This is a genomic window from Ideonella azotifigens, assembly GCF_021043325.1.
Taxonomy (GTDB): Bacteria; Pseudomonadota; Gammaproteobacteria; order Burkholderiales; family Burkholderiaceae_C; genus Ideonella; species Ideonella azotifigens.
This window is the reverse complement of record NZ_JAJNKD010000010.1, coordinates 186,305-198,041: the sequence shown is the minus strand read 5'-3', so window position 1 is coordinate 198,041 and position 11,737 is coordinate 186,305. Positions and strand designations below refer to the sequence as shown.

Genomic DNA, 11,737 nt, shown 5'->3' with positions numbered 1-11,737 from the left:
CCCGCTGACCAGAATCCATCCCATCAACCCGATTCCCAAGGAGCATGAGATGGACAAGCAGCAACAACAGCAGACGAGTTCGAAGACGGCGCTGGTGCTGGGCGCCAGCGGCGGCGTGGGCGGCGAAGTGGCCCGCCAACTGCGCGATGCCGGCTGGGCGGTGCGGGCGCTGCAGCGCGGCCTGGAACAGCCGCAAGTGCAGCGCGATGGCATGACGTGGCTGCGCGGCGACGCAATGAATGCGGCGGACGTACTGGCCGCGGCGCAGGGCTGCGGCGTGATCGTGCATGCGGTCAACCCACCCGGCTACCAGCGCTGGGCCGAGCTGGTGCTGCCGATGGTGGACAACACCATCGCCGCAGCCAGGGCGGTGGGCGCGACCATCGCACTGCCGGGCACGGTCTACAACTTCGGGCCGGACGCGCTGGCCCAGCCGCTGATCGGCGAAGACGCGCCGCAGCGGCCGGTGACGCGCAAGGGCGCGATTCGCGTGGAGATGGAGCGCCGACTGCAGCAGGCCAGCGGCGATGGTGCGCGGGTGCTGATCCTGCGCGCGGGCGACTTCTTCGGTCCGCGCACCGGCAACAGCTGGTTCGCGCAGGGCATGGTCAAGCCCGGCAAGCCAGTGCGCAGCGTGGCGCTGCCTTCGGCGCCGGGCGTGGGCCACCAATGGGCCTATTTGCCGGACCTGGCGCGCACGATGGTGGCGCTGCTGTCACGCCGCGCCGAGCTGCCGGCCTTCGCGCGCTTCCACTTCGAAGGCCACTGGGACGCCGACGGCCGGCAGCTCGGCCAGGCGGTTCAGCGCGTGGTGGCCAGCCGCAGCGGCGGCGCGGCGCCCAAGCTCACCGCGCTGCCATGGTGGCTGCTGAAGCTGGCCTCGCCTTTCGTGCCGGTTTTCCGCGAGATGCAGGAGATGCGCTACCTGTGGCGCCAGCCGGTCCGCATGGACGGACAGCGACTGGCGGCCTTCCTCGGCGAAGTGCCGCACACACGGCTGGACGAGGCAGTGGCGGCGACGCTGGAAGGCATTGGCTGCCTTGCTGCGTCTTCCCAGACGGACACGGCAGTCCTCAATCCGTCTTGGTGATCTGCATGGAATACAGCCGCGGGTACGAGTAGCTCACGTCGTAGCCCGGCGGCTGGAAAAAGCCGATGCCGGTGATCCAGCCGGTGTCGCTGATCGAGTAGGCGCTGAAGAGCTGCCAGCCGCTGTTGGGTGGCAGCAGCTTGTTCAGGTCGACGGGCGTGCCGTTGGGCTTCCACACCACGGCATGCACGGCCAACGCGGTCGGGTTGGACGCGTCGCCCGAGGCGGTGCCCACCACGTTGGCGTTGCCCACCACATAGCCCTTGTTGTTCATGCCGAAGGCGTAGCTGTACGAGCCGCCATCGGCCGCCTGGGACAGCAGGCCCAGCACTTCGGGCTCGGTGCTGTCTGCCGCCCAGCGGATGGCGCGCTGGCCCAGGTCGGTGCCCGAGTCGCTGAAAGACGTGCCGACGCCGCTCACGACGCCCTTGTTGTTGATGGCCAGCGCGTAGGTCCAGCCCATGCCGTCGCTGCCATGCCCCAGGCCCTTGAGCTCGGTGGGCGTGGTGGAGCCGGCGGGCCACAGCACAGCGGCGTCGCCTTGCGTGGCACCGCTGTCGGAGAACTTGCCCGACGAACCAACGGCAGCGCCGGCGTCGTTGATGGCCACGGCCGAGCTGGCGTAGCTGGCGCGCGGCGGCTTGGGCAGCGACTGCAGCACCGTGGCGGCGGTGCTGCCGGCCAGCCAGCGGGCGGCGACTGTGCCCAGGTTCTGGCCCTTGGCGCTGAACAGGTTGCCCTTGCCGACCACGTCGCCTGCGGCGTTCACCGCCACCCCCCAGCTGGCAATGCCGGTGGCGCCGCCCAGCGTCACGTTGTCCAGCACCTTGCCCTTGGCGGTCGGATTGGCCCAGCGGATCACGCGGGACGCGCCGTTGGCCGCGATTTCACTGCCGTAGCCGATGATGACGCCGGTGGACGACATGTTGGACGTGCCCATGTAGCCCACGCCGCTGGCATCGGTGAAGCCCTTGGGGACGGCCAGCATCCTGGGCTCGCCCGAGCCGGGCGCGTAATACACCGCACGGCCACCGAGGTCCACGGTGCCGTCGGGGGAATACAGCTCGCTGGTGCCGGCCACTTCGTTCTTGGCATTGGTGGCCTGGGCGGAAGAGGAGCCGGAGCCCGGCGGGATCCAGCCATCAACCGAATTGACGCCCAAGGTGCCCAGCACGTAGGTCTGCGCAGGCGTGATCACCATGCCGCGGTAGCCGAGGAAGGCCGTGCCGGTCGACAGCTGCGCTGCGCCCAGGCCGGCCGCTGCGCCGGAGGCGGTGCCGCCACCCGAGGCGTTGGGCAGCGTGTACGACATCGACGGGTACATGTAGCCGGTGGCGATGAACTGGCCGGGCGAGGTCTCGACCAGGTCGTAACCCAGGCCTGGGTACAAAGTGCCGGTCAGGCCGGCCAGCGCTGGCAGCGCGGAGGTGCCCAGTGCAAGCGCCGCCAACAAGGGGCGCAAGGGCAGGAAACAGGTTGGTGCGGTCACTTCGGAGGCCTCAGGCAAAGGTGGGTGGGAAGGATGGAACGCAGCCTAAGGCATTTGGCAAAGCGCTACAAGGGTTCTGTGAAGGTATTCTGAAAATACCCGTGAGGTCGTTTCGGGGTGTGGTTCTTTCGCGCTATGCTTGACGGCATGAGAACCGAGACACAGGCGGCCGGCGTTGAAGTGGCACTGCGCCGCAGGGCAGAAGAAACCGGCGACCGGCTGCGCGCGGCGGTCGATGGCTTGCTGACCGACCTGGGCGGGCGCGGCATCCGCGACCAGCGCGGCATGCAGGAGGCGCTGAACCTCAGCCAGTCTGCTGTCAGCAGGCTGGTGCTCTCCGCCCGCAGCGGCGATTCACTGGCCTCGCTGAGCAACAGCCCCGGCCTGGAGGCGCTGAAGCAGGTCGCCAAGGGCGCGGCCAAGTCCGGCGTGGACAAGGCCTGCCTGGCCGAAGTCAACCTCGCGATTGCCGAGCTGGAGCATTTCCTGGCCGCCGAGGTGGGTGACCGCAACACGCTGGAAGCGGTGTTGTGCGACTGGGTGCAGGAGTCCCGCGGCAGCTTCGAGCTGCGCCACAAGGCGGCGGCCTTCAAGTCCATGAGCGCGCTGCGCGGCGTGCGGGCCGACGTGATCGTCAACGCCGCCATCGTGCACCCTTCGGCCGATTCGCGGGTCTATGACTGCATTGGCATTGACGCGATGCTGGGCTGCCGCCGCCTGCGCCCCAGCGGGCTGCTGCGGCTGTTCGGCTCGCACCTGGCGCCGCCCGGGTCCAGCTACCAGGTGACCACGCTGGCCGGCGGCGCCATCGGCTCGCTGCGCGATGAGATGGTGCCGGGTTTCAGCACGGTCTCGGCCGCGCAGGCCGAGAGCGTGGAGCACGGGCAGTACCTCGAAACGACGGTGCGCGACCTGCCGCTGGGCATGGGCGACTTTCCCGGCCAGGACCTGGTCAGCGCGAGGATGTACCGCGGCGTGCAGCGGGCCGTGCGCGGCGAAGGCCCGGCCACCTCGGGCGTGGGCGGCCAGGCCGAGCCGCCGGCCGAGGTCTATGTGGTGGACGCATTGCTGCACGACGACGTGTGGCCGGATGCCAAGCCGGAGCTGCGCATCTACGACACGGTGGTGCGCGGCATCACCCACCCGGACAACCCCATGCGCCAGGGCGACCGGCTGGACATGCTGGAGAGCGTGCAGTTCCTCGGCCGCGGCCCGCATGCCTTGCGCATGGCCGAGTTCGCGCGCTACCCGGAGCTGGTCGCCACCGTCTGCGAACAGGCCGGCTGGGACGCCTCGCGCCTGCGGGTGTTCCGCTGCCGGGTGCGCTACCCGATCTACGGCTCGCAGATCGGGCTGGCCTTCCCGCTGACGGACTGAAATCGGGGGCGCTCCCCCGGTTCACGCGCCGCGCCTTCAGGCGCTCTGCACCATCGTCAGGTCAATGCCGCGCGTCTCGCGGGTCAGCGCCAGCGCGGCCAACGTCATCGCGCCATTGGCCACCAGGTACAGGCCCACGCCCCAAAGGCCGTAGGTCTGGTTCAGGCTCACGGCCACCAGCGTGGGTACCGAGGCGCCGACGATGGCGCCGAAGTTGTAGGCCAGCGAGGCGCCGGAGTAGCGCACCTCGGTCGGAAACAGCTCGGGCAGCAGCGCGGCCATCGGCCCGAAGGTGAAGCCCATCAGGCCCAGGCCGACGATGATGAACAGCAGCACGGTGCCGGCCGTCGCGCCGCCCAGGAAGCCGGGCATCACCAGGCCGAAGGCCATGATGGCCAGCGTCACGCCCATCAGCCAACTGCGCCGGCCGATGCGGTCGGCCAGCACACCGCCAATGCTGGTGCACACGCCGAACACGATGGCGCCGATCAACAGGATGCCGGTGAAGGTATTGGCCGGAATGCCCAGCCCGGTGGCGTGGCCTGCCGGCGAGGTGCCCACCGGGCTCTTCGAGTAGATCTGCACGAAGGCCGTCATCAGGTAGAACAGCACGTAGGTCGTCGTCATGATCAGCGTGCCCTGCAGCACCTGCAGGCCGTGCTTGCGCAGCACCGCGGTGACCGGGGCATTCAGCTTCTTGCCGGCCTTCTCGGCCTCGCGGAAGACCTGGCTTTCATGCAGCGTGAGCCGCACGTACAGGCCCACGCCCACCAGCACGATGGACAGCAGGAACGGGATGCGCCAACCCCAGGCGACCATGGCCTCGGCGCCAAGGAAATGGCTGACCAGGAAGAACACGCCATTGGCCGCGAACAGCCCGATGGGCGCGCCGAGTTGCGGGAAGCTGCCGAACAGGCCGCGCTTGCCCGCCGGTGCGTTTTCGGTCGCGACCAGTGCCGCGCCGCCCCATTCACCGCCCAGGCCGATGCCCTGGCCAATGCGGAACACGCACAGCAGGATGGGCGCCCACAGGCCGATGCTGTCGTAGCTCGGCAGCAGGCCGATGGCCACGGTGGACAGGCCCATGGTCAGCAGCGAAGCCACGAGGGTGCGCTTGCGGCCGATCTTGTCGCCGAAGTGGCCGAACAGTGCCGAGCCGACCGGCCGTGCCACGAAGGCCAGCGCCATCGTGGAGAGCGACAGCAGCAGCGCTGCCGAGGGGTCTGCCTTCGGGAAGAACTGGCTGTTGAAGACCAGCACCGCCGCGGTGGCGTAGATGTAGTAGTCGTAGAACTCGATTGCGGTGCCGATCAGCGAGGCCATCGCGACCTGGCGGGGCGAGTTGCGCAGCGCGGCGGCCGGCCGCGTGGGTGCAGAGGAAGACATGAAGACCTTTCGCGGTGCAAAGGCTGCGGTTGGCCAGGCACCGGGGGGACAAGAAATGGGACGGGCAACGCCACGCGAACACATCCGGCCGCGCAGAAGGCGAGCCCGGAGGCCTGGGGCGTACGACCGGGGCGGTGCGAGGCGGGTGGCCCGTGCGCGCGCTCGGCGAGGCGGGCGCCGCAAGGGGTGGCGCGGCGTCCGCGGAAAACCGGCGATTGTCCGCGCACTTGGCTGCGGCGCGCAGCGGGCCGGTGAAAAGACCGCACCGCCGGCGCCTGGCGGCTCGGCGGCGCTCGGACCTGCGTGGCATGAAGCGCAGCCTGGGCGGTTGCGCCGAGCGCTTCAGCCGAACTTCACCTGCCTGGAGGCTTCGACCCGCTTGGTGCGCACCACCACCGTGCCGGCCAGCTTGTCGTGCCAGCCTTGCTTGCGAGGATCCCAGGCAACCCACAGGAAACCCAGCCCAAGCGGCAACAGCGAAAGGTAGTAGCCCAGGTAGCGCACGATGGACTGGCCGGTGCCGATCGGCTCGCCTGTCCTGGCGTTGACTACCCGCGCGCCGACGACGATCTTGCCCGGCGTGGCCTGGCGCAGGATCCAGAAGGCGATGGTGGCCGCGGCCGGGCCGACATAGGAGATCAACAGGTCCGCCGGCCCGGCGATGATGCCTTCCTTGCCACCGGTGTAATACGCGAAACCGTAGGCGGCGATCAGCAAGGGCGTGGTGACCAGCAGGATCAGCACCGTGTCGATCACCGAGGCCCAGGCCCGGATCCAGAACCCCGCATATTCGAGGTTCTGCGGGTTGGACGCGTCAGGCGCGATGTCTTCGACGGCAGCCGAAGGTGCGGCGTAGGGGTTGGGGGCAGTCATGCGCCGGATTCTGCGGCATGAGCCCCGCCTGTTTCATTGCCGGCCGTGCTTCATGGCCTCACGTGAGCACCTCGTCGCCAATGCGCATCACCACGCGCCCTTCGATCTCGCCGCGCTTCATGCGGCCCAGCACGGTGTTGATGTGATCCAGGCTGTCTTCGGTGAAGGTGGTGTGCACGAGGCCGTCACCGGCGAAGGCCAGCGCCTCCTGCAGGTCCTTGCGCGTGCCGACGATGGAACCGCGCACGGTCTTGGCGTTCAGCACCACGTCGAAGATGGGCAGCGCGAAGTCACCCGGCGGCAGGCCGACCAGCGACATCGTGCCGCGCTTGTGCAGCATGCCCAGCGCCTGCGCAAACGCGCTGCGCGAAACGGCGGTGACCAGCACGCCATGCGCGCCGCGCAAGGCCCGCTGCACCTCCAGCACCGGGTCCTGGGTCAGGGCGTTGATCGTCATCTCGGCACCCAGGTGCTTGGCCAGCGCGAGCTTGGCGTCGTCCACATCCACCGCAATGACATGGAAGCCCATGGCCCGTGCGTACTGCACGGCCAGGTGGCCCAGGCCGCCGACGCCGGAGATCGCCACCCAGTCGCCCGGCTTGCAGTCCAGCACCTTCAGCCCCTTGTAGACCGTGACGCCTGCACACAGCACCGGGGCGATTTCCGAGAAGCCGATGTTGGCCGGCAGGTGGCCGACATAGTTCGGGTCGGCCAGCACGTACTCGGCATAGCCGCCGTTGACGGTGTAGCCGGTCATCTGCTGCTCGTCGCACAAGGTTTCCCAGCCGGTGATGCAGTGTTCGCAATGGCCGCAGGCGGTGTGCAGCCAGGGCACGCCCACGCGGTCGCCTTCCTTGATGCCCTTGACGCCCGCGCCCAGCGCCGCGACATAGCCCACGCCCTCGTGGCCGGGAATGAAGGGCAGGCTGGGCTTGACCGGCCAGTCGCCCTCGGCGGCGTGCAGGTCGGTGTGGCAGACGCCGGAGGCGACCACCTTTACCAGCACCTGTCCGGCGGTGACTTCAGGCACCGGCACTTCCTCGATCTGCAGCGGCTGGCCGAAGCTGTGCACGACAGCGGCTTTCATCGTTTTCATGGTGATCTCCCTTGGCGTTTCAGCGCGGCTGGTGCAGCGCGGGCGCGGCCAGGTGTTCGCGGCGGTCGAAGAAGCTGCGCGCCTGCGCCAGCAGCTGCTTTTCGCTGGGGTGGTCGACGATCTCGTAACCGGCGATGCGCTTGGCGGTCTGGGGCTGGTGCTTGTCGACGTAGTGGTGGAAGTCCGCGGAGGCGACGTGGCCGGCCGCCACCAGGATCTGGCCGTCGCCGGCGAGCGCCGCGCACACGGCGGCGAAGAACTCGTGCTCGGCGCGCACGCCGGATGCGTGCTGCGCCGTGGGGTGCTGGTGCGCGCGAACATGCTGGGTTTGCGCAGTTTCGGCGTCGAAGCTGAGGATGGTGGCGGTCTGGTGATCGACCCAGGCGACGGCGTAGGGATGGCCCATGCGGATTCCTTTTGCCTGCGACGGCAGGCGCTGGGCTTCATGATCCGGGCTGGGTCCGGTCGCAGGCTTGATCTTGCGCAAGGGCTGCGATGGAAGGCCTGGCGGCTCAGCCGCCCGCAGACGCCATCGACGGCAGCTTCACCAGGCGCTGGATCTCGCCGCCGCACAGCAGGTTGTTGCGTGCGTACTCTTCGGGGCTGTCGAACTCGTCCTGTGCCCGCGTCAGCGTGGCCAGGGCCTGCCTGGCGTGGTTCAGCACGGTGGCCGAACTCGCACGCTCGGGCCAGGGGTAGCGCAGCTGGCGGAACTGGGCGGCGATGTCGCGCCAGATGCGCACATGGGTGTGCTCGTGGTTCAGCACCCGGGCGTAGCTGCAGCTGTCTTCCGGGAATTCGCTGGCGATGCGCAGCACCGGTTTGACAAAGGCCAACCGCACGACGATGCCGGCGCAGCTCGCCTGAGGTTCCACGCTGAGCTGGGTCTGCACCATCACATGGCCCAGTTGCACGCCTTTGCCGGTCTTCTTCTGGCCGGCATTGCCCAGCGCGGTGACTTCGGCCGAGCGCTTGCCGTGGTCCAGCTCGGGCGCCGGGAACCAGTCGGCTGCGTAGCGAATGGGCTCGCTGCAAGGCGGCAGCTCGGCACCCCGGGAGGGGGCGCTGAGCACGCCTGTGGACAGGCCGATGAGCAGGGCGAGGTGGGCGCGTGGGGCGGGCATGGGGCCGGGCATGGGGCGAGGGCAGGCTGAACCGCTGTTATCGGCGCTTGCCGGCCGGAACTGAGCGCGTCGTCTTTTACCAGGATGAGACCGATACTCCTGCATGACCCTCCCTCCACCGACCGCGCCGGGCGCTGATGCCCCTGGCCCGACACGCATCGTCGGCCTGGGTGCGTCCGCTGGTGGCTTGAGCGCCCTGGAGGAGTTTCTTGCCCGGGTTCCCGCCGGCAGCGGCCTGGCCTACGTCGTCGTGCAGCACCTGGATCCCACGCACAAGGCCCTGGTGGTGGAACTGCTGCAGCGGTCCACGCTGATGCCGGTGGCCGAGGCGACGCGGGCCATGCGCATCAAGCCCGACTGCGTCTATGTGATCCCGCCCAACAGCGAACTGACGGTGGCCGGCGGTTCGCTGCACCTGGCCCCGCCCGCGCAACCACGGGGCATGCGCCTGCCGATCGACGTGCTGTTCTGTTCGCTGGCCCGCGACCGGGGCGAGCAGGCGATTGGCGTGGTGCTGTCGGGCATGGGCTCCGACGGCACCCTGGGCCTGCAGGCCATCAAGGCCCAGGGCGGGCTTGCGCTGGTGCAGTCGCCGGAGTCGGCGCAGTTCGATGCCATGCCCAACAGCGCCATCAGCGCAGGCGCGGCGGACATCGTTGCCCGGCCTGCGGAGATGCCACAGCGCATCCTGCTCGTCACGGCACGCGGCGCGGCCCCGGGCGCGTCAGCCGGCGCTGCCGAAGGCCAGGCCACCGGGCTGGCCGAGATCCTGGGCCTGCTGCGCGCGCACAGCCGGCACGATCTCTCGCCCTACAAGTCCAGCACGCTGACCCGACGGATCGAACGGCGCATCGGCGTGCATCGCCTGGCCACGATGGCGCAGTACGCGGCCTTCCTGCGCGAGAACCCGCAGGAACTGGACCTGTTGTTCAAGGAGATGCTGATCGGCGTGACCGCCTTCTTCCGCGACCCATCGGTCTGGCAGGAATTGCAGGACAGCGTGCTGCCCGCGCTGCTGGCCGGCGCCGCCGAGGGCACGCCGCTGCGCGCCTGGGTGGTCGGCTGCTCGACCGGCGAGGAAGCCTACTCATTGGCCATGTGCTTCAGGGAGGCGGTCGACGCGCTGCCCACCCCTGGCTCGCACACGATGCAGATCTTCGCGACCGACCTGAGCGCGGACGCGATTGCCGCGGCGCGCAGGGGGCACTACACCGAGAAGATCGCGGCCGACATGAGCCCGGAGCGCTTCGCCCGCTTTTTCAGCCCGCAGGGCAATGGCGTGGTGATTGCGAAGGAGATCCGCGAGATGGTGCTGTTCGCCCAGCACGACGTGATCCTGGACCCACCGTTCACGCGGCTCAGCATCCTGTCCTGCCGCAACCTGATGATCTATTTCAATGCCACGCTGCAGCGTGGGCTGATTCCGCTCTTCCACTACAGCCTGCGCCCCGGTGGCGTGCTGCTGCTGGGCGGGTCCGAGACGACGGGGCGTGCGTCGGCACTGTTCACGCCCATCAGTGCGAAGTCCAGGCTGTACCGGCGCGGCGACAATGCCGCCCACGTCGGTTCGGTGGACTTTCCCGTCAATCGCCGCTTGCCGTTGCGCCCTGCCGCGCAGGAGTCGCTCGTGCCCCACACCACAGCTCAGCCCGCCAACCTGCAGACCCTCGCAGACCAGGTGCTGCTGCAGGAGTTCTCGCCGCCTGCCGTGCTGGTCAATGCGCACGGCGACATCGTCTACATCAGCGGCCGGACCGGCAAGTACCTGGAACCCGCCGCGGGCAAGGCCAACTGGAACATCCACGTGATGGCCCGGCCGGGCATTCGCACCCAGGTGGCGGCGGCGCTGCGCCAGGCCATGCAAGGCGGCGGCCCGATCGAACTGCACGGGCTGAAACTCGAAGGCGCGGCGCAGGAGATGCTGGATGTGATCGTGCGGCGCATCGACGAGCCCAACGCGCTGGCGGGCGCCACGATGATCGTGTTTCGCGAAGTCCTCGCCCCGGCGGGCGGCGCGGCCCGGCGCAGGCGCAAGGCCGGCGAGGTCGACCCTGCCGTCAGCCAGGAACTGGCGCGGGCGCACGAGGAGATCCGCGCGTTGCGCCAGGAGATGCGCAGCTCTGAGGAAGAGCTGCAGGCCGCCAATGAGGAACTTCAATCGACCAACGAGGAGCTGCAGTCCGCCAACGAGGAGTTGACGACCTCCAAGGAAGAGGGGCAGTCGATGAACGAGGAGCTGCAGACCATCAATGCCGAGCTGCAGTCCAAGCTGGACGACCTGGCGCTGGCCCACAGCGACATGCAGAACCTGCTCAACAGCACCGACATCGCCACGCTGTTTCTCGACAGCGCGCTGAATGTGCGGCGCTTCACCGAGCAGATCACGCGCATCGTGCACCTGCGCGAGGGCGACATCGGCCGCCCGCTCAGCGAACTCGCCAGCACGCTGATCTATCCGGAGCTGCATGCCGACGCGAAGGAAACGCTGCGCACGCTCGCGTTCTCCGAGAAGCAGATTTCCACCACCGATGGGCATTGGTACTCGGTCCGGATCATGCCCTACCGCACGCTGGCCAACGTCATCCAGGGTGTGGTGATCACCTTCGTTGACATCACCGCGGCGAAAGAGCTGGAGTCCCGTCTGCGCAAGGCATAGAGTCGGGCTGCCCAGGGTTGCTTGATTGAAAAAGGAAACCCCCATGTCGAGCCAGATTGTGTCGTCGGGAAACCCGATGGACCTGAGATCGCGTGCAGCGCTGCGCTTGAACGGTCGTGGTGGCGCGAATGCAAGAGGCACCAGTCCCTCCGAAGCGCTGGTGGTGCTTTTCGAGCTGGCCTCCTCGCCCGCGACGGCGCCCGATGCGCTGGCCCTGCTGCACGAACTTCAGGTGCATCAGGTTGAGCTCGAGCTTCAGGGCGAAGAGCTGCTGGACTCGCGTGCCGAGCTGGAGGAGGCGCTGGCTCGCCAGACTGCGCTCTACGATTTCGCCCCGGTGGGGCACTTCACCTTGGGTGCCGGCACGCTGGTTTGCGAACTGAACCTCACGGGCGCCCGCTGGTTGGGCTGCGAGCGCGAAGCCGTGCTGGGCCGGGCCCTGGACAGCTTTCTTGATCGGCGCAGCGCCGACAAGCTTCACGCCTTGCTGGCCGGGGTGGGCGAGGGTCGGCAAGGGGATGCCTGCGAGCTGAACCTGGCCTTGCCGGGTGGCAGGTCGCGTGCCGTTCATGCATGTGCCGCCCGGGACCTGGCCGGCGGGCGCTTCCTGGTCACGCTGGTCGAACTGGGCGAACGCCAGGTGTGA

At 68.7% G+C, this 11,737-nt stretch carries 10 protein-coding genes; 4 read left to right on the top strand and 6 right to left on the bottom strand.

Annotation, left to right across the window (positions count from 1 at the left end; all coding sequences use genetic code 11):
* Positions 1-49 precede the first annotated feature (49 nt).
* Positions 50-1,090: an NAD-dependent epimerase/dehydratase family protein gene (locus LRH25_RS20665; protein ID WP_231012104.1), complete on the top strand. Its 1,041-nt coding sequence runs from the start codon at positions 50-52 to the stop codon at positions 1,088-1,090.
* Here LRH25_RS20665 and LRH25_RS33185 read toward each other — a convergent pair.
* Positions 1,074-2,579 carry a DUF3466 family protein gene (locus tag LRH25_RS33185; protein ID WP_141290963.1) on the bottom strand — a complete coding sequence of 502 codons (1,506 nt, stop codon included), beginning with the start codon at positions 2,577-2,579 and terminating at the stop codon, positions 1,074-1,076. The genes LRH25_RS20665 and LRH25_RS33185 overlap by 17 nt on opposite strands.
* 147 nt (positions 2,580-2,726) lie before the next feature.
* Here LRH25_RS33185 and LRH25_RS20655 point away from each other — a divergent pair, with 147 nt between their 5' ends.
* Entirely contained in the window at positions 2,727-3,956 is a 1,230-nt protein-coding gene (locus LRH25_RS20655; RefSeq protein WP_231012103.1) for a hypothetical protein, read from the top strand.
* A gap of 36 nt (positions 3,957-3,992) precedes the next feature.
* On the opposite strand, the gene LRH25_RS20650 is transcribed toward LRH25_RS20655, so the two are convergent.
* The 5 genes from LRH25_RS20650 to LRH25_RS20630 form a co-directional block, all read right to left on the bottom strand.
* Positions 3,993-5,342, bottom strand: coding sequence for an MFS transporter (locus LRH25_RS20650; RefSeq protein ID WP_141289402.1), 1,350 nt, complete (start codon positions 5,340-5,342; stop codon positions 3,993-3,995).
* A gap of 342 nt (positions 5,343-5,684) precedes the next feature.
* Entirely contained in the window at positions 5,685-6,215 is a 531-nt protein-coding gene (locus LRH25_RS20645) for an RDD family protein (protein WP_231012102.1), read from the bottom strand.
* 58 nt (positions 6,216-6,273) lie between these two features.
* Positions 6,274-7,311 (bottom strand): zinc-dependent alcohol dehydrogenase, encoded by a 1,038-nt coding sequence (locus LRH25_RS20640; protein ID WP_141290346.1) that lies wholly within the window; start codon positions 7,309-7,311, stop codon positions 6,274-6,276.
* Positions 7,312-7,330: 19 nt separating this feature from the next.
* Positions 7,331-7,717 carry a hypothetical protein gene (locus tag LRH25_RS20635; RefSeq protein WP_141290348.1) on the bottom strand — a complete coding sequence of 129 codons (387 nt, stop codon included), beginning with the start codon at positions 7,715-7,717 and terminating at the stop codon, positions 7,331-7,333.
* A gap of 106 nt (positions 7,718-7,823) precedes the next feature.
* Complete coding sequence (locus LRH25_RS20630) at positions 7,824-8,435, bottom strand: hypothetical protein (protein ID WP_141290350.1); 612 nt, start codon at positions 8,433-8,435, stop codon at positions 7,824-7,826.
* A gap of 103 nt (positions 8,436-8,538) precedes the next feature.
* On the opposite strand from LRH25_RS20630, the gene LRH25_RS20625 reads away from it, so the two are divergent.
* Positions 8,539-11,091 carry a chemotaxis protein CheB gene (locus tag LRH25_RS20625; protein ID WP_231012101.1) on the top strand — a complete coding sequence of 851 codons (2,553 nt, stop codon included), beginning with the start codon at positions 8,539-8,541 and terminating at the stop codon, positions 11,089-11,091.
* A 43-nt stretch (positions 11,092-11,134) separates the two neighbouring features.
* Entirely contained in the window at positions 11,135-11,737 is a 603-nt protein-coding gene (locus tag LRH25_RS20620) for a nitrogen regulation protein NR(II) (protein ID WP_141289732.1), read from the top strand.